Source organism: Alishewanella sp. HH-ZS (assembly GCF_001704375.1).
GTDB lineage: Bacteria > Pseudomonadota > Gammaproteobacteria > Enterobacterales > Alteromonadaceae > Alishewanella > Alishewanella aestuarii.
The window spans coordinates 14,762-31,835 of record NZ_LZEJ01000022.1 but is presented as its reverse complement, the minus strand read 5'-3'; the positions used below and the strand labels follow the sequence as shown (position 1 = coordinate 31,835).

The 17,074-nt window shown below is 53.8% G+C and carries 18 protein-coding genes; 11 read left to right on the top strand and 7 right to left on the bottom strand.

Annotation, left to right across the window (positions count from 1 at the left end; genetic code table 11):
• The first annotated feature begins 53 nt into the window (after positions 1-53).
• The 5 genes from priA (at position 54) to A9165_RS10245 (ending at position 5,304) form a co-directional block, all read left to right on the top strand.
• The gene (gene priA, locus A9165_RS10265; RefSeq protein ID WP_083216263.1) at positions 54-2,330 is read left to right on the top strand and encodes a primosomal protein N'; all 2,277 of its coding nucleotides are present in this window, start codon (positions 54-56) and stop codon (positions 2,328-2,330) included.
• Positions 2,331-2,457: 127 nt separating this feature from the next.
• On the top strand, positions 2,458-3,015 hold the full coding sequence (locus A9165_RS10260) for an SPOR domain-containing protein (protein ID WP_008951169.1): 558 nt from the start codon (positions 2,458-2,460) through the stop codon (positions 3,013-3,015).
• A gap of 56 nt (positions 3,016-3,071) precedes the next feature.
• A complete protein-coding gene (gene hslV / locus A9165_RS10255) occupies positions 3,072-3,590 on the top strand; it encodes an ATP-dependent protease subunit HslV (protein WP_008609034.1) in 519 nt (172 codons plus the stop codon).
• Positions 3,591-3,601: 11 nt separating this feature from the next.
• Positions 3,602-4,933 carry an HslU--HslV peptidase ATPase subunit gene (gene hslU, locus A9165_RS10250; protein ID WP_065955806.1) on the top strand — a complete coding sequence of 444 codons (1,332 nt, stop codon included), beginning with the start codon at positions 3,602-3,604 and terminating at the stop codon, positions 4,931-4,933.
• Positions 4,933-5,304 (top strand): gamma-butyrobetaine hydroxylase-like domain-containing protein, encoded by a 372-nt coding sequence (locus tag A9165_RS10245; RefSeq protein ID WP_065955805.1) that lies wholly within the window; start codon positions 4,933-4,935, stop codon positions 5,302-5,304. The genes hslU and A9165_RS10245 overlap by 1 nt, the downstream gene beginning before the upstream one ends.
• Before the next feature lie 10 nt (positions 5,305-5,314).
• Here A9165_RS10245 and A9165_RS10240 read toward each other — a convergent pair whose 3' ends face one another.
• A complete protein-coding gene (locus A9165_RS10240) occupies positions 5,315-5,839 on the bottom strand; it encodes a phosphatase PAP2 family protein (RefSeq protein WP_008609037.1) in 525 nt (174 codons plus the stop codon).
• A gap of 187 nt (positions 5,840-6,026) precedes the next feature.
• Here A9165_RS10240 and rraA point away from each other — a divergent pair, with 187 nt between their 5' ends.
• Both rraA and A9165_RS10230 read left to right on the top strand, forming a co-directional pair.
• Positions 6,027-6,512, top strand: a complete 486-nt coding sequence (gene rraA / locus A9165_RS10235) for a ribonuclease E activity regulator RraA (RefSeq protein ID WP_008951166.1) — start codon at positions 6,027-6,029, stop codon at positions 6,510-6,512.
• Positions 6,513-6,515: 3 nt separating this feature from the next.
• Entirely contained in the window at positions 6,516-7,583 is a 1,068-nt protein-coding gene (locus A9165_RS10230) for a formimidoylglutamase (RefSeq protein ID WP_065955804.1), read from the top strand.
• A 7-nt stretch (positions 7,584-7,590) separates the two neighbouring features.
• Here A9165_RS10230 and hutI read toward each other — a convergent pair whose 3' ends face one another.
• Positions 7,591-8,814 (bottom strand): imidazolonepropionase, encoded by a 1,224-nt coding sequence (gene hutI, locus A9165_RS10225; RefSeq protein WP_065955803.1) that lies wholly within the window; start codon positions 8,812-8,814, stop codon positions 7,591-7,593.
• Positions 8,815-8,971: 157 nt separating this feature from the next.
• Here hutI and hutC point away from each other — a divergent pair, with 157 nt between their 5' ends.
• Positions 8,972-9,679, top strand: coding sequence for a histidine utilization repressor (hutC, locus tag A9165_RS10220; RefSeq protein ID WP_008609041.1), 708 nt, complete (start codon positions 8,972-8,974; stop codon positions 9,677-9,679).
• A 159-nt stretch (positions 9,680-9,838) separates the two neighbouring features.
• Positions 9,839-11,860, top strand: a complete 2,022-nt coding sequence (locus tag A9165_RS10215; protein ID WP_065955802.1) for a methyl-accepting chemotaxis protein — start codon at positions 9,839-9,841, stop codon at positions 11,858-11,860.
• Here the strand turns inward: A9165_RS10215 and A9165_RS10210 are convergent.
• The 4 genes from A9165_RS10210 to A9165_RS10195 are packed head-to-tail and all read right to left on the bottom strand — an operon-like array spanning position 11,857 to position 14,931.
• Complete coding sequence (locus tag A9165_RS10210; RefSeq protein WP_065955801.1) at positions 11,857-12,678, bottom strand: NAD(P)H-binding protein; 822 nt, start codon at positions 12,676-12,678, stop codon at positions 11,857-11,859. The two genes, A9165_RS10215 and A9165_RS10210, sit on opposite strands and share 4 nt — an antisense overlap.
• A gap of 4 nt (positions 12,679-12,682) precedes the next feature.
• Positions 12,683-13,585 (bottom strand): bifunctional GNAT family N-acetyltransferase/hotdog fold thioesterase, encoded by a 903-nt coding sequence (locus A9165_RS10205; protein WP_065955800.1) that lies wholly within the window; start codon positions 13,583-13,585, stop codon positions 12,683-12,685.
• Positions 13,585-14,025, bottom strand: a complete 441-nt coding sequence (gene dtd, locus A9165_RS10200; protein WP_065955799.1) for a D-aminoacyl-tRNA deacylase — start codon at positions 14,023-14,025, stop codon at positions 13,585-13,587. Before dtd ends, A9165_RS10205 begins: the two co-directional genes overlap by 1 nt.
• Before the next feature lie 3 nt (positions 14,026-14,028).
• Positions 14,029-14,931 (bottom strand): virulence factor BrkB family protein, encoded by a 903-nt coding sequence (locus tag A9165_RS10195; protein WP_008951157.1) that lies wholly within the window; start codon positions 14,929-14,931, stop codon positions 14,029-14,031.
• Positions 14,932-15,123: 192 nt separating this feature from the next.
• On the opposite strand from A9165_RS10195, the gene A9165_RS10190 reads away from it, so the two are divergent.
• Positions 15,124-15,405 (top strand): hypothetical protein, encoded by a 282-nt coding sequence (locus A9165_RS10190; protein WP_065955798.1) that lies wholly within the window; start codon positions 15,124-15,126, stop codon positions 15,403-15,405.
• A gap of 206 nt (positions 15,406-15,611) precedes the next feature.
• Positions 15,612-16,307 (top strand): pirin family protein, encoded by a 696-nt coding sequence (locus A9165_RS10185; protein WP_065955797.1) that lies wholly within the window; start codon positions 15,612-15,614, stop codon positions 16,305-16,307.
• A 4-nt stretch (positions 16,308-16,311) separates the two neighbouring features.
• Here the strand turns inward: A9165_RS10185 and A9165_RS10180 are convergent, their stop codons facing one another.
• Positions 16,312-16,980 carry a flagellar brake protein gene (locus A9165_RS10180; RefSeq protein WP_065955796.1) on the bottom strand — a complete coding sequence of 223 codons (669 nt, stop codon included), beginning with the start codon at positions 16,978-16,980 and terminating at the stop codon, positions 16,312-16,314.
• Between the last annotated feature and the right edge of the window lie 94 nt (positions 16,981-17,074).

Sequence of the window (17,074 nt, the reverse complement as noted above, 5' to 3'; positions counted from 1 at the left end):
ATACGTAATTACAGTTAATTTAGGGCGCGTAGCTTAATAGATAGCCGCTGAAGTTGCAACCAGAAAACCGGAAAAGCACAGAATTTTGTTTTGCTTGGCAAGGCGCACGCGCTTCCTTAAACTTAAAGCCTGATTTTGTTGCTATGGAAGCTGCTGTGACTGCGATCCGTGTTGCCCTGCCCGTACCCTTGCGCCAGCATTTTGATTACCTGTTACCGCCTGAACTTGAGGTGAGCATAGGCTGCCGGGTGCGGGTGCCCTTTGGTAAACGCGAATTGGTGGGGATTGTCTGGCAATTAGCGGTTAAACCCGACGTCAGTGAGCAACAACTTAAACCGGTGCTTGCCGTGATCGATCAGACGCCGGTCTTGCCAACTTTACTACGCCAACTCCTTAGTTTCGCTGCAGATTACTATCACCATCCACTGGGGGAGGTCCTCACGGCCGCCTTACCCGCACTGTTGCGTGAAGGCCGCCCACTCGCTGACTACCTGCCCCGAGCGTACCGACTGACCGACAGCGGTAAAGCCGCTAACCTGCAAAGCTTTTCGCGCTCGGCTAAACAGGCAGAATTGTGGCAGGCCCTGACAACACAAGCGCTGGATGAAGCGACCGTCAAAAGCCATTACAGCGGCAGTGCGCTAAAGCAATTAATGGCCAAGGCGCTGGTCGAGTCGTTCCAAACGGCGATCGCACCCTATCACTATCAGGGCTTAGCCGAGCCGGCGTTGCAACTAACCGCTGATCAGGCTCTGGCAGTGACCGCCGTTAATCAGGCCCAGGGCAGCTTCCGGCCCTTTTTGCTGGAAGGTGTCACCGGCTCCGGCAAAACCGAAGTCTACCTGCAGCTCATCCCCTCCCTGCTGGAGCTCGGTCAGCAAATACTGGTATTGCTACCGGAAATTGGCCTGACCCCACAAACGCTGGAACGCTTTAGCAAACGTTTCCGCGCCCCGGTACTGGTCTGGCATTCAAATTTAAGTGATGGCGAGCGGCTTAACTGCTGGCTGCAAGCGGCCAGTGGCAGCGCAGCTGTGGTAATAGGTACCCGCTCGGCGCTGTTTTTACCTTTTCGCAAGCTCGGACTGATTATTATTGACGAGGAACATGACCTGTCACTAAAACAGCAAGACGGCTTTCGTTACCACGCCCGGGATCTGGCAATAAAGCGCGCAGCACTGGAGCACTGTCCGATCCTGCTTGGCTCGGCCACGCCGAGTCTCGAATCACTGTACAACTGCCAGCAAGGTCGTTTTACCAAGCTGACACTAACAGCCCGCGCCAGTGGTCAGGCAATGCCGCAGCTGGAGCTGGTCGATCTGAAGCAACAGGCTTTACAACACGGACTGGCCGCACAAAGCATTCAACAAATGCAGCAACAGCTGAAACTGGGCAAACAGGTGATGCTGTTTTTAAATCGTCGCGGTTTTGCACCGGCCCTCAGCTGTCAGGATTGCGGCTGGTTGACCGAATGTCAGCGTTGTAGTGCTTTTACCACTTACCATAAACATAGCCGGCAGTTGGTTTGCCATCATTGCGGTGCCACCCGGGCCGTACCACGACAATGCGGCGGCTGTGGTAGTACCCGGCTGGCGCCGGTCGGTCAGGGTACCGAGCAACTGGAAGAGCATCTGAGTGTATTGTTTCCCGAGGTCCCGGTGACCCGGCTTGACCGTGACAGCACCCGGCGTAAAGGTGCTTTCGCCAGCCTGTTAGCCGAAATTCAGCAACCTGGCCCCAGATTGATTTTGGGAACCCAGATGCTGGCTAAAGGCCATCATTTCCCCTTTGTTACTCTGGTGGTGATTGTCGACGTCGATGGCGCCCTGTATAGCGCCGACTTTCGTGCTCCTGAGCAACTGGGGCAGTTGCTGACCCAGGTTGCCGGCCGGGCCGGTCGTGGCCATGATAAAGGCAAGGTGTTACTGCAAACCCAACATCCGGAACACGCCTTGCTGCAGGACATCATGCTAAACGGTTATGCCGCCTTTGCCCGCAGTGCCCTGCTGGAGCGCCAGCAAACCCTGTTACCCCCCTGTCAGTATATGGCGCTATTCAGAGCAGAAGCCCATCAGAGTGAGCTTTGCCAGCAGTGGCTACAGCAGGTTGCCAGCTACTGTCAGCAGCAACCTCAGGTTCAACAGCTCGGCCCTCTGTTATCGCCGCTGGAACGCCGGGCAGGTAAATACCGCTGGCAATTACACCTCTATGCCGCACAACGGCCGCTGCTGCATCAACTGCTAAGTCAGGTTTTAGCAGAGGTATCGCAATGGCCGCTGAGCCGTAAAATCAAATGGCAGCTCGATGTCGATGCGCTGGATTTAAGTTAAGCCGCGAAAACCAGTGACTGCAGCGCCACGGCTTGTTTTGGTAACAGATCGGAGCTGCGTTATTTCCTTTTCTGCCGATCCGGGTAGAATACAGTGTGATTAGAAAAACAGGTAATTGATAAGTCGTATGCCACAAAAAGATTATGTGCGCGCCACCCGTCCGAAAGCACCCGCTAAAGGTCAGGCCAGAGGCAGTCGCGCCAAGGCGCCGGCGGCCAGTAATAAGCCCTGGCTGCTAATTGCGCTTACCTTGCTAACACTTAGCGTCTTTGTCTATGGTCTGTGGTTTTTAAAGCAACAACCGGTCAGTAGCAGTCAACCTGCAGCGGCACCGGTTAAGGCGCCGGCGAAAGATGAGTTACCGCCCAAACCGCAATCTGAGCCTTACCAATATATTAAAGAATTGGAAAACCGCGAAATTACGGTCGAAGTCCCCGAACAGCAACGTAGCGTGCCGGCGGTGTTACAGTGCGGCTCTTTCCGCCAGCAAGGCCAGGCTGAACAGATGAAAGCACAAATTGCCTTTGCCGGCATTACTGCCGATGTCAGACGTACCGAAGGCAGCAACGGCGTCTGGTTCCGGGTGGTAGTAGGCCCTTATGAATCGCGCCGGGCCGCCACTGCCGATATGAACCGATTACGGCAAATGGGGATTAATACCTGTCAGGTCCGTAACTGGACTTGAAAAATCCGGCTGTCCCCCTTACTTAAGCCCTATGTTTTCGCCATAGGGCTTTTTTTATGACTACTATCGTCTCTGTTCGCCGCAATGGCCATGTTGCCATCGGTGGTGATGGCCAGGTCTCGCTGGGTAATACCGTAATGAAGGGTAATGCCCGCAAGGTTCGCCGCCTCTATCACAATAAGGTACTGGCCGGTTTTGCCGGCGGCACCGCTGATGCCTTTACCCTGTTCGAACGCTTCGAAGCCAAGCTGGAAATGCATCAGGGCCACTTAATGCGTGCCGCCGTTGAACTGGCGAAAGACTGGCGTACCGATCGTATGCTGCGTAAGCTGGAAGCCCTGTTAGCCGTGGCCGATGCCAATACCTCACTGATCATTACCGGTAATGGTGATGTGGTGCAGCCAGAGCATGATTTGATTGCCATTGGCAGTGGTGGCCCCTTTGCCCAGGCAGCCGCCACCGCTTTGTTACAAAATACTGAGCTCAGCGCCCGCGATATCGTGGAAAAAAGCCTGAAAATTGCCGGTGATATCTGTGTCTACACCAATCACCACCAGACTATTGAAGAATTGTAAGCAGGTAGCCCATGTCTGATATGACCCCAAGAGAAATAGTCCACGAGCTGGATCGCCATATTATTGGCCAGAACAAAGCCAAACGGGCTGTCGCCATCGCGCTGCGTAATCGTTGGCGCCGCATGCAATTAGATCCGGCGCTGCGCCAGGAAGTGACGCCAAAAAATATTCTGATGATAGGCCCTACCGGTGTCGGTAAAACCGAAATTGCCCGTCGCCTTGCCAAGCTGGCGAACGCGCCCTTTATTAAAGTCGAAGCGACCAAGTTTACCGAAGTCGGTTATGTCGGTAAGGAAGTGGAAAGTATTATCCGTGATCTGACAGACAGCGCGGTAAAGATGTTTCGCGAACAGGCCATTGCCAAAAACCGCTTTCGGGCCGAAGAAGCCGCGGAAGAGCGGATCCTCGATGCGCTGTTACCCAAACCCAAAGACGCCTGGGGCGAGCCGGAAAAAGCCAGCACCGACTCTAATACCCGGCAGATCTTCCGCAAAAAACTGCGTGAAGGCCAGTTAGATGACAAAGAAATCGAACTGGAACTGTCGCAGGGGCCTATTGGCGTAGAAATTATGGCGCCGCCGGGGATGGAAGAGATGACCTCGCAATTGCAGAGCATGTTCCAGAGCCTGGGCAGTGAGAAAAAGAAAAAACGTAAGCTGAAAATTAAAGATGCTTTCAAGCAGCTGATTGAAGAGGAAGCCGCCAAACTGGTCAATCCGGAAGAACTGAAAGCCGAAGCGCTGGATGCGGTAGAGCAAAATGGCATCGTGTTTCTGGATGAAATTGACAAAATCTGTAAGCGCGGCGAAACCAGCGGCCCTGACGTATCGCGCGAAGGCGTACAGCGTGATCTGCTGCCATTAATCGAAGGCTGCACAGTAAATACCAAGCATGGTATGGTCAAGACCGACCATATCCTGTTTATCGCCTCAGGTGCCTTCCAGATGAGCAAGCCGTCGGATCTGGTGCCTGAACTACAGGGCCGGTTACCGATCCGCGTTGAGCTGGAAGCCTTAACCGCCGCCGATTTTGAGCGTATTCTGACTGAGCCAAAAGCGTCATTAACCGAGCAGGCGCGTGCCATGCTGGCGACTGAGGGTGTGCAAATTCAGTTTACCGAAGATGGCATTAAACGTATCGCTGCCGCGGCGTTTCAGGTCAATGAAACTACCGAAAATATCGGTGCCCGCCGTCTGTATACGGTGATGGAGCGGTTGCTGGAAGAAATTTCCTACGATGCCGCTGACCATACCGGGCAACAGATTGCCATTGATGCAGCCTATGTTGAGCAGCATCTGGGTAGTCTGGTGCAGGATGAAGATCTGAGCCGGTTTATTCTGTAATGGCGGCAGCACTGGTAAAACTGCATTACCACCGGCAACGGCGGATCCTGGATCTGCTGGATGCCGCGGGGCAGTGCCAGAGTTTAAGTGCGGAATTTCTGCGGGTGCATTCGCCATCCGCCGAAGTGCGTGGCCATGGCACACCACGGCTGGTCGCCAATAAGCGGCAGGTTGGGATCAGCGCCATCACCCCTGTTGGTCATTATGCGGTGAAATTGCAGTTTGACGATGGCCATCACACCGGCCTCTATAGTTTTGCCTACCTGCAACAACTGGCCAGCCAGCAGGAAACCCTATGGCAGCAATATCTGGCCCGGCTAAAAGCTGCCAATGCCAGTCGCGACCCCCTGATCAATATTAAAAGCCTGTGACACCGCCTGCTCAGAGCAGCTTTGCTGCGCTGTAGCAGGAGGCAACGCCAAGGCTGATCCCAGCCAGGATATCCAGCGGAAAGTGCACACCCAGCATAATGCGCGACAAACCCACTAATAGCCCCCACAGTAACACTAACCAGAAACAGGCCGGAAAACAGAGCGCAACCGCTGTTACCACCACAAAGGCCGCCGCGGTATGCCCGGATGGCAGGCTAAAGGTATCAGAGGGTACGATATGCGCTACCACCGGGTGCAGCCTGACCGCCTGCTGCGGTCGCATCCGCCGGATAGTGTTTTTTAACAACAGATACAACGGCAGCTCTATCGCAAACGCCAGCAATAATAGCCGGGTAAACTGCCAGCTATCTGCTACCTCAAGCACCAGCAGCAGTAGCACCAGTAATAAATACAGTGGACCATCGGCCGTTTTCGATATCCAGTAACTGCCGCGCGACAGCAGCAGCGAGGAGCTCCTGGCGAACAGCCGGCAGAAAAAAGCATGGTCCCAGTATTCCAGTCGTTTTAGCAACATGACAGTGATCCTGTTGTGCAATAACTAACCGGATACTAAGCAAGCTTAATGACGAAAAAATGACAGCGACGATTAAAAGTGCTGCCGCCCGCTGTGGCGCTGGCGCCAAAAGGCGATAAGTTCCGCTTGAGCTTATATGTCAGCGGGTTATACTGAGCATTACCCTTCTTCTGGTATGGAGTTAACCGTGGAATATAATACGTCTGAGCTGTGCGATCTGTATGCGGATCAGGTTGATGTCGTTGAACCGATTTTTGCAAACTACGGCGGCCGCCGCTCCTTTGGCGGACAAATCCATACTGTTAAGTGTTTTGAGGACAACGGTCTGATCCGTCAGGTACTGGCTGATAATGGCATTGGCAAGGTATTGCTGATTGACGGCGGCGGCTCGGCCCGACGTGCACTGATTGATGCCGAACTGGCTTCACTGGCGGCCACCAATGGATGGGAAGGCATTGTGTGCTATGGCAGTGTGCGCGATCTGGATGCCCTGGAAGACTTTGATATCGGTATTCAGGCAGTGAATGCTATTCCGATTGGCGCTGACGACAATGGTTTTGGTGAAACCGAGGTACCGGTGAATTTTGCCGGTGTTACCTTCCTGCCGGGCGACCATTTGTATGCCGACAGCACGGGCATCATTCTGTCACCGGATGCGTTGGATCTCGAATAAGTTATGGCAGCAGTGCAGTATTTAACTAAGGCGCATCTAAGCGCCTTTTTTCAACCCCGTCCGGGTGAAAGCCGTCTGGCCGAACAATGCCAACTGCCGGATCCGGCATTGGACTTAGGTGCGAATTTAGCCCGCCATGCCGCAACGGGCGGCCAGTTTGTGTTGCTGGGCATTCCCGAGGATATCGGCCCACGGGCCAACTGTGGCTTGCCCGGTGCCACCTTGGGCTGGCAGGCATTTTTAAGCAAATTTCTCAATCTCCAGGCAAACAGCTTACTGGATGCGCAGCAGCTGTTAGTGCTGGGTGAAGTCAGCTGTGCCGATTTACAGCAGCAGAGCAGCAATCTGAACGCCGCTCATGCCGCGGAGCTGATGCAGCTCCGGCAACTCTGTGCTGAGCTGGACGAACGGGTTGGTGCGGCGGTCGCGCCGATTTTTGCTGCCGGTCTTACCCCCATAGTAATTGGTGGCGGTCATAATAATGCGCTGCCGCTGTTGCAGGCACTACACAGCCATACTGGCCAGGCTGCCAACTGTATCAATATTGATCCCCATGCTGATTTTCGTGCGCTGGAAGGCCGCCATAGCGGTAATGGTTTTAGCTATGCGATGGAGAAGCAGCTACTGCAGCATTATCTGGTGCTGGGCCTACACCAGCAAAAAAATAATGCCGCCAGCCTGGCAGCACTGTCGGCTGCCGGTGCCGATTTTATCAGCTACCAGCAGATTTTTGTCCGCCAACAGCTAAGCTGGCAGCAAGCGCTGGATCTGGCCTGCGATAAAGTGCTTAGCGCCCATACGCCGCTGGCACTGGAGCTGGATACTGATGCCATTACCGCCATGCCGGCCAGTGCGCTGAATTACAGTGGTATCAGTGTGGCGCAGGCAGAGCAGGCGGTGTATCAAATCGCCCGTTTACCCGCTACCGCCTACCTGCATCTGGCAGAAGCTGCGCCGGCGCAGCATCCCTCAGGTGTTAGCGCCGGACTTAACCATTGTGGTCAGGTACTGAGCCAGCTGGTGCAGGCCTTTATTCTCGGCAAACAACGCCAGGCTGCTGTGGTGGAGTAAAGTGCTGTTATGGTAGCCGGCACAGACTGCCGGCTACCACCAGTTGTTTTAACGGCGATACCCCAAACTGATAGCACAGCTCAGCCGGCTGACTTATCGCATAACAGCCAAAGTCTGCCCGCATACCCGCTTGCAGTTGCCCCCGATCTTTCAGCCCCAGCGCGGTTGCAGCATGGCGGGTGACGCCGAGCAGGGCTTCTTCCGGGGTTAAACGAAACAGCGTGCAGGCCATATTCAGCATCAACTGCAAAGAACAAAACGGCGAGGTGCCGGGATTCAGGTCGCTGGCAACTGCCATCGGTACCTGATATTGCCGCAGCAGCGCCAGTGGCGGCAGCTGGGTTTCACGCAGAAAATAATAGGCCCCCGGCAACAATACCGCGACAGTACCGGCTTTCGCCATCGCCGCCACACCGGCTTCATCCAGATATTCAACATGATCGGCCGATAAACCGCCAAACTCAGCCACCAGCGCACTGCCGCCCAGATTCGATAACTGTTCGGCATGGGCTTTTACCGGCAGACCTAACGCCGTTGCCGCCGCGAACACCTTACGGCTTTGCGCGACACTAAAACCAATGCTCTCACAGAAGATATCTACGGCATCCACTAAGCCAAGCTGCTGCAAAGCCGGCAACATCTGACACACCGCCTCGATATAGCCATCAGCATTATCTTTAAATTCCGGCGGTAACGCATGCGCGCCCAAAAAGGTTTTGATAATACTGGTCGGATGATGCTGCTCCAGCAAAGCCGCCACTTCTAACAGCTTTTGTTCATTGGCTAAATCCAGACCATAGCCGGATTTGATTTCAACCGTAGTCACCCCTTCCCGCAGCAGCGCATTTAAGCGATCCTTACCCAGCTTAAACAATGCTTCTTCACTGGCGTCGCGGGTTGCTCGAACGGTACTGGCAATGCCGCCGCCGGCCGCGGCAATTTGCTGATAACTGGCTCCTTGCAGACGCAGTTCAAACTCATTGGCGCGGTTACCGGCATACAACAAATGGGTATGGCAATCGATCAAACCCGGCAGCAGCCACTGCCCCTGCACATCATAAAGGGGTGTCACCAGGCTATCAAAAGGCGGTAGCTCGGCCTGAGGCCCGGCATAGGCAATCAGCCCATCCTTAACCGCCAATGCCCCCTGCTCAATAGCACCATAGGGGCTGCCGTTATCCGTCATCGTCGCCAGCTTCGCATTTAGCCATACCGCATCAAAGTCTGCCATTCTGTGCTCCTGTTTACCGCGGCGGTGCTCCGTAGCCGCGGTGTCATGCTGTTCAACCACTTTGCAAATAGTCTAACCGAAAAACTTGTATATACAACCAAGATCCGCTATTTTTAGCACATCACTGCGTAACCCTTGCTAACAGGTCAGCCTCGCTATGGCGAAATTTGCCGAAATTAAAGAATTTATGCTGCGCCAGATCGAAAGCGGCGCCTGGCCGGAACATAGCCGGGTGCCGTCGGAAAATGAGTTGGCAGAGCAGTTCTCCGTCAGCCGGATGACGGCCCGGCGCGCGTTACAGGAACTGACCGAACAGGGCATCCTGTATCGCACCCAGGGCGTCGGCAGCTTTGTTGCCGCGTTAAAATCGCAATCCTCGTTGCTGGAAATTCGCAATATTGCCGATGAGGTGCAAAGCAGTGGCCATGCCTACCGCGCTAAGCTGTTACAGCTCACCGAGCTGCCTTGCCCGACTATTGTGGCGACGGCTTTGGGATTAAAACGCAATGAACCGGTCTTCTTCTCGCTGATCGTGCATTATTCCGATGCGCTGCCGCTGCAACTGGAAGCGCGTTATGTCAACCCGAAACAGGTGCCGCTGTATACCCAACAGGATTTTCAGGAAATCACCCCGCATTTGTATTTAAGCCAGATCGCACCGCTGACCGAAGCTGAGCATATTGTTGAAGCTATCTGGCCGGATGATTTTACCTGTCAGCAGTTGCTGCTGAAAAAGCCCGAACCCTGCCTGCGTCTGACCCGCCGCACCTTTAGCCGTGACGGCGCGGTCAGCCTGGCCTATTTAACCTCTCCCGGCAGTCGTTACCGGCTGGGAGGCCACCTTAACTTTGCCCTACCCCACTAACCACAGTTGCTCTCAACGATAACCGCACTGATATAAGCACATATTTTCTATGCCACTACTGGCTGGACCAGTGTTTAAAAACCTGCTACCGTAAATCTTCTGCGTGCCAGACGCTAAAAAATCACTATACTAAAATCTGGCCAGACAGGGGCTTACGCTATGAAGTTAACCGTTGCGCATAAAGTCATTATCGGCTTTGGCTTTATCACCCTCCTATTACTGATCGCCAGTGTATCGGCTCTAAGCAGTTTTCGCAGTGTCACTGCCGCCAATACCCAGATGAACGAATTGGCCGTGCCGGCGCAACAGCAAAGCAATCAGGCACAGATCCTGTTATTGCAGCTGGCCCGTCTGACCGCGTCCGGCTTTACGGCCGAGCAACAAGCCGATATTGAGCGATATCAGCAGAACTTCAATCAGCAACAACAGGCATTTAATCAATTGTTGAGCCAGTTTCAACAGTTAAATCTGGGCGGCGAGCTGCAGCAAAGTCTGAATAGTGCCACCGAACATGCCAACCGTTACACCGAGGCGTCCAGCACAATGTTTGGCGCCCGCCTGAGCAGTTTACGGCTGCAACAGCAGCTGAGCACTGAGCTGGCGCGGCTGGAAACCCTGCTCGATGAAGCCGGCGCCGCCCTGATTGAACTGTCAGAGCTGGAATTACCGCGTAACCGCCAAACTGCAGAAATTATTGCCGGCACCGCCGGCCGCTTAGACGGTCAGTTGGTTGGTCTGGTGAATACGCTGCGGGAAACTGCAGCCTATAGCGAGTACAGCCAGTTGGAGCGCAATCAGGATAACGTTAGCTTTGCGCTCAGCGATATGCAGGTTAATGTCGATTATCTGGCGCAATTAGCCGAGTCAATTAATACCGATGGCCTGTGGCAGAATTTTGCTATGCACTGGCAGGAGCTAAATGATGCGCTCGGTGCTGAGCCTAATTTACTGACCTTAAAGCAACAACAACTCAGTGCCTTGCAGCAAGCCCGTAATGCCCTGAATACCGCGGAACAACAAGTCGGGCTGGCGCTGGAGCTGCTGGATCAGGTGGTTAACGCAGCCGGGCTGCGCTTTAGTACCCTGCAACAACAAACCTCCGGCGCCCTCAGCTCCGGTAGTACCCGAACCTGGTTTATGATGCTGGTGCTGGTCGTACTGGCGGCGACCACCGCCTATTTTACTATTAGCGCGATGTTAAAACCGCTGGCTGGGATTAACCATGTGCTGGGCTATATCGCGCAGGGCGATCTGACCCGCAAGCTCCATATCGAACAGCAAGATGAATTTGGTGCCTTGTCGGAAAAGGTCAATAGCCTGATCAATGCCTTAAGTGGCTTACTGACCAATATCCAGCAAAATGCCAGTGCCCTGAGCAGTACGGCGCAGCGTTCCACCACTGCGGTCGGCGAGATCAACCAGTCGCTGCATGCCCAGCAGCAGCAAATCGGTAGCGTAAATCAAATTACTGAGCAACTGGCAGAAAATACCCAGGCGGTCGCAGTCCACGCCGCTGATGCCGGTGAAGCCATGCAGCAGGCCTTGCAGCAAAGCCAGCAAATCAGTCAACTGGCGGGGGCCAACAACCAGCGTATTAATAAGCTGGCACAGCAGCTGGTTAGCACCAGCCAGATCATGAATAAGGTCGATGATCAGTCAACCAATATCGGCAGTATCCTGACCACTATCAGCGCCATTGCTGAGCAAACTAACCTGCTGGCACTCAATGCCGCCATTGAAGCGGCGCGTGCCGGTGAGCAAGGCCGTGGCTTTGCCGTGGTCGCCGATGAGGTACGCTCACTGGCCGGACGCACCCAGCAGGCCACCAGTGAAATCCGGCAGATGATTGAACATTTGCAACAACAAAGTCAGCAGGCGGTCGCCGCAGTATTAACCGGTAAACAGGAAGCCGAACAGTGTGTGACGACCATGACGGAACTGGTTGCCTCCCTGACCGCAGTCACAGAGGCGATTTCCGCCACGCTGCGGATCAGCAGTGCCGTCAATCAGGCCAGTCAAAGCCAGCAACAGCTGGGGCAAGCTATCAACGACCGGATGCACGAAATTGTTGGCCTGGCGCAGCAAAGTGCCACTCAGGCCGAACAAACGATGAGCGAAAGTCAGGAAGTGGCCCGCCTGGCACAACAACTGACCGAGGGCGCGGCCCGGTTTAAAATCTAATTGCAGAGCGGCAAGGCGGTGCGGGGATCGGCAAACTGAAAGCTAAAATCCGCATCTTCGATAAAGCGCTGGCTGCACACCTGGCGGGCAGGCTCGATCGCCGCGGCACTCAAATCAATACTGGCCGCGGTCAACCCCAGGCTCTCAGCCGCCGCCTGATAGAATTCGGCTTTTGTCACGTGCTGCGGCGAGCTCAGGTTATAACAGGCTGCGGGTAAGGGCCAACGGCTTAAGATCTGCAGCACAGCCGCTGCCACATCGGCACTATGCACCATATTGACCGGCTGCATCGCACCGCTAACGGCTCTGCCCTGAACAAAGCGACCGGGATGCCGGCCCGGCCCCATTAAGCCGGATAAGCGCAAGGTCAGCCAGCTACCCTGCTGTTGCAGTGCCTGCTCACCGGCTGCCAACAAGGCTACCCGAGGCTGAGTCAGTTGCAGCTCGGCCTGTGCGTTAACGACGCCACTGAGCCCCTGATAAATACCGGTTGAGCTAATATGGATCCCGCCCTTTATCCCTGCAGCCTGAGCTAACTGCGCCAGCTGTTGCAGCACTTGCGGATAATCCGACGTCCCACCTTGCCGGCCACCGGGCGGAATAGTGCAAATTAGCCAGGCATCCTGAAAAAGCGCCAACTGCGCAGCAGACCAGGGTGGCTGAAAATCCAGCGCGATACCTTGGATCGGCGCCGGCAAAGCCTCTGCTGAGGCTTGGGTGCGGCGGCTGCCAAAAACCTGGTAACCTGCTGCTGCCAGCAACGGCGCAAGTTGTTGTCCCAGCCAGCCACAACCAATAATCAGTACTTTTTCTGCCATAAAGTTACTCCGGCAATACCGCATATAAGCCGCTAAACTCGGCGCAAAGCTCACCCTCAGCAAACAGCTGGACACTGATTTGCTGTTTTACCCGCTTGCCTGCGGCTAATGGCGTTAGATCACCAGATACGGCCGCAACTTTACACACTGCGGTGGGTTGGCTGCGAATGGGTTTCAGGTAGCGGATATTGGCATCGGCCAGCACCTGTGCGCCATGCAGGCCCAGACTCTGCAACTGTAAATACAGCATGCCCCAGCCGGTTAACGTCGCCAGCGTATAGATACTGCCGGCGAACATGGTCTGGTGCAGATTAATATTGGGTGGCAGCGGCGCCGTGCATTGCAGCTGATAACCATCACATTGTTCGATCTGCAGTTGCATATAGGCACTGAGCGGAATAGTGCTGTGCCAGGTTTGTTGCAGACTTTGGCACCATTGTTGCCATTCTGTAGAACTTCCGGCCAAACAGAGTTGTTTTTGCATCCGTTGATGCGTAATACCAAACTGGATCGGCGCTGCTGCAACGACCCGATACCCCTGACGCTGATAAAACGCCAGCGCGCTGTCACGAGCATTTAGTACGATATATTTCATCCCCAGCTGCACGGCCTGTTGCTCCAGCGCCTGTAAAATTCGGCTACCGGCGCCTTTGCCCTGCCATGACTCAGCGACCGCCATATAGCGGACCTGAGCAGTGTCACTATCAACTTGATGTAAACGCCCGACAGCCGCGACCTGCCCTTGTGGATCCAGTAGCATCTGATGAAAGCTGCTTGGCTCCAGCTCATCCTGCTCTGAACCCGGCGGTTGCTGCCAGGGTGCGCGCAGCACCTGCCAACGCAGCTGATAATAGGCCTGCCACTGTGCCGGAGTTTGCGGACTGGCCAGGGTTAAGGTTTTTGCCATTAGCGGCTCTCCAGCATAAAAGTAACGGGGCCGTCGTTAGTCAGACTAACCTGCATATCGGCGGCAAACTGGCCGGTTGCAACCTTAAGCCCCAGCTCACGGCAGTAAGTACAAAATGCCTGATAATATTGCTCGGCCAGCGCCGGTGCCGCGGCCGGGGTAAAGCTCGGGCGTAACCCGGATTGGGTATCCGCCGCCAGGGTAAATTGTGACACCACCAGCAAGGCACCACCTGCCTGCTGTACATTCAGGTTCATCTTACCGTTGTCATCACTAAATACCCGGTAACGGCAAACTTTCTCTGCCAATTTACGCAGATCTGCTTCGCTATCCCCGGCTTCAACCGCCAATAACACCAATAAACCCCGTTCGATTGCGCCAACAGTGCTGCCGGCAACCTCAACTTTGGCCTGACTGACTCTTTGAATTAATGCTTTCATTGACTACTCTGTTTCAGCTGCAACTGATTTGTCCGCACGCTGCGGCACCGGACAAACTTCATCTTCCCGACACTCCCCCGCTTCCCGCTGTTGTAGTAAGGCGGTGAGTTCCGCTCCCAGCAATACCACCATCCAGGATAAATGGATCCAGACAAACAAAATAGGTAACAGCGCCAGGGCACCATAAATCGTCTGATAGGTCGGAAAGTTTGTGACATAAAAGGCAAAGCCCCGCTTGGATAACTCAAACAGCACCATCGCCAATAAGGCGCCCCAAAGCGCATGTTTAACCCGGACTTTAAGGTTGGGCACAACCAGATATAAAATAAAAAAGGCTGCCAGTGACATCAGATAAGGCACCACACCCAGCACCAGGGTTGAGAAACCCGGCGTATAGTCGTCCGCGAAGGTACTTAGCCTGACCAGATAAGAGGTTACGCCAATCGACAACCCAAACAGGATGGGGCCCAACGTCAGAATCATCCAGTAAATTGAAAACGAGATTATTAAACGTGGCCGGCTGGTGACGCGCCAGATTTTATTTAGCGTTTTATCAATATTGTGAATAAGCAATAAGGCAAAAAACACCAGCGCCAGAATGCCGATCGCCGTCATACCGCCGGTATTACCGATAAAACGCGTAATATAAGCCTGGATCTCTTCACCGCGGGAAGGGATTACATTGGCGTAAATAACAGACTCCAGGTTCGCCTGAAACTCGGCAAACATCGGAAAAGCACTTAACATTGAAAACATCACAGTGACCAGCGGCACCAAAGACAGTAAGGTGACATAAGCCAGATATCCACCAATCATTGAGATCTGATCTTGTTGACACCGTTGCCAGTAAGCCTGCGTAAATTCCTTGGTTTGTTGCCAATAGTTACGCCACTCGGAAATCTGCATCCCGCCCTCGCTTTCCCCATCCACGTCAGCGCTAAGGATAACGGAAAACCGCTTTGCAAACTACTTTGTGCCGCTTACCAAAGGCAGCAAGCCAAAATTGTAATAATTTGTAAAAAAACCGCTACAAAAGCTGCAAAAGCCGGCCTGATCAGCTAAGGTGGTACCGATTTTAACCAAAAAAGGAAATTCCACATGAAATTAGCTGCTCTGGCATTCGCTGGTCTGATGGCGCTGATGATGAGTGGTTGTGCCTCAACGGACGAGAATCGTTCTGCGCGCCAATCCACATCTCAAACCATCGTTAATGAAAAAGGTGAAGTGACGCATGTCTGTCACAATGAAAAATCAACAGGCTCGCGCGTCGGCAACAGAGTGTGCCGCTCAGTTGAGCAGACAGAGCGTGATCGCGATGCAGCCCGTGCTGAAGCAGCCCGGATGCAACGCAGCGGTATGAAAGCACCGATTGGCGGCTAACCTTACCTATGACGGCCAGCTTCTGGCCGTCAGCTCCCTGTAAGCCCTGAAACACCTACCCTCAGCCTCTGCAAAAACAATTCTACTAATAAGAACATTTAATCAAATTTTATCCGATATATTCGTTTAATGGTGCAGGTTACACTGACCAAGTCGAGTCGGCGGTGCCTAAGGTCAGCTGACACCTTAAACCAGCGGAGGTATCTATGTTTGAAATTATTCGCGCCAACGAACGTGGACGCGCCCACTTTGGCTGGCTAAAAAGCCAGCATACGTTTTCCTTTGGCGATTACTATAATCCGCAGCAAATGGGATTCTCGGCGCTGCGCGTGATTAACGATGATGAAGTCGCGCCCGGGGCGGGTTTTAGCACCCATGGGCATCGCAATATGGAAATTATCAGCTATGTGCTGCAAGGACAAATTGCCCATAAGGACTCAGCGGGTAATGAGGAGATTTTACCGGCTGGCGAATTTCAGCTAATGAGTGCCGGTAAAGGTATTTACCATAGTGAATATAACGCCAGCAAAACGGCGCCACTGAAGTTTCTACAGATCTGGATCGAGCCAAACCAGTTTGATGGCGCCCCGGGCTATCAGCAAAAGGATTTTGGCCGGCAGCCTGGCTTAACCTGGGTCATTACCCCGGACGGCCGGAATGGCACTCTAACTATCAAGCAGGATGCGGCGCTGGCACAGCTGCTACTGGCGGAAAACGAGAGCGTGGATTTTCAGCTGCAAGCTGGTCGGGCTTATTATTTGCATTTGATCCAGGGGGAGCTTGTTCTCGCCGGACTAATACTGCAACCGGGCGACGGTTTAAAAATTGCGGCCATGCACCAGTTACAGGGCCTGGCTGCGAAAGGACCTTTGCAGGCCCTATGGTTTGATTTACCAGCCTGAATAGTTAGTTGTTTTTGGAAAGCTGCATCAGCTTTTGCAGTGATCCCTCAGACAAAGGTGTATTAAACTCTAATCCTAAGCGCAATTCGCCTTTTGGCCTGGCACTGCGCTTAATCACTGCAGCAACTGCCGGCAAACCTGCCGGCAGTTTCAATACCAGGGTTTCGCCGCGTCCCAGCATAGGATTAGCATCCATAATAGATACGAGTCCCCCTTTGGCTGACAGATCTAACAAGGTTGAGCTCAGCACACCATGCTCAGCATTCTCCAACTGCACCGGAATATGCACCGGATTGCGGTTATCGGCGCGAAGCGATAAATATTGTGCGACCATTGGATAACGGATAATCAACATCCGCTGCGGCTGGCTTACCACATTTAATAACTCAGATTTGAAGGCATAGATCCGACCTTGCTCAGCCTCGACCACAAAGCGGCATATCATCCCGGTGTTATGTGACAGCATCTGCTTCGGCAGCACCGGCTCCGAGCTGGGCAGTCGCAGGATCAGATACTGCTTTTTCTCATACCCCACTAACTCAGCCCGTAAACGCACACCGGAATTGACCAGCAGCTGTAGCTCTATCCGTAGCCCCAGGGTAAAGGTCTGCCAAAAGGCTGAGTCCTGCGGTATATCATCCAGACTTACCGAGCCTTTGTTATCCAGTTTCATCCATAGCGCTCCGCTAGCCTGCAATAACTCGCCATTAGTTTACCAGCAATACTAAGCAAGCCCTATACCACTACAGTCGCAGCCAGAATTACCA

Coding starts and splice junctions, on each gene's coding strand:
- A9165_RS10240 (WP_008609037.1), bottom strand. CDS start 5,839: ATGTTGCTAAAACGACTGGAATACTGGGACCATGCTTTTTTCTGCCGG.
- A9165_RS10185 (WP_065955797.1), top strand. CDS start 15,612: ATGTTTGAAATTATTCGCGCCAACGAACGTGGACGCGCCCACTTTGGC.
- A9165_RS10230 (WP_065955804.1), top strand. CDS start 6,516: ATGGCAGCAGTGCAGTATTTAACTAAGGCGCATCTAAGCGCCTTTTTT.
- A9165_RS10180 (WP_065955796.1), bottom strand. CDS start 16,980: ATGAAACTGGATAACAAAGGCTCGGTAAGTCTGGATGATATACCGCAG.
- A9165_RS10195 (WP_008951157.1), bottom strand. CDS start 14,931: ATGCAGATTTCCGAGTGGCGTAACTATTGGCAACAAACCAAGGAATTT.
- A9165_RS10260 (WP_008951169.1), top strand. CDS start 2,458: ATGCCACAAAAAGATTATGTGCGCGCCACCCGTCCGAAAGCACCCGCT.
- hutC (WP_008609041.1), top strand. CDS start 8,972: ATGGCGAAATTTGCCGAAATTAAAGAATTTATGCTGCGCCAGATCGAA.
- A9165_RS10215 (WP_065955802.1), top strand. CDS start 9,839: ATGAAGTTAACCGTTGCGCATAAAGTCATTATCGGCTTTGGCTTTATC.
- A9165_RS10245 (WP_065955805.1), top strand. CDS start 4,933: ATGGCGGCAGCACTGGTAAAACTGCATTACCACCGGCAACGGCGGATC.
- A9165_RS10190 (WP_065955798.1), top strand. CDS start 15,124: ATGAAATTAGCTGCTCTGGCATTCGCTGGTCTGATGGCGCTGATGATG.
- A9165_RS10205 (WP_065955800.1), bottom strand. CDS start 13,585: ATGGCAAAAACCTTAACCCTGGCCAGTCCGCAAACTCCGGCACAGTGG.
- A9165_RS10210 (WP_065955801.1), bottom strand. CDS start 12,678: ATGGCAGAAAAAGTACTGATTATTGGTTGTGGCTGGCTGGGACAACAA.
- hutI (WP_065955803.1), bottom strand. CDS start 8,814: ATGGCAGACTTTGATGCGGTATGGCTAAATGCGAAGCTGGCGACGATG.
- hslV (WP_008609034.1), top strand. CDS start 3,072: ATGACTACTATCGTCTCTGTTCGCCGCAATGGCCATGTTGCCATCGGT.
- dtd (WP_065955799.1), bottom strand. CDS start 14,025: ATGAAAGCATTAATTCAAAGAGTCAGTCAGGCCAAAGTTGAGGTTGCC.
- hslU (WP_065955806.1), top strand. CDS start 3,602: ATGTCTGATATGACCCCAAGAGAAATAGTCCACGAGCTGGATCGCCAT.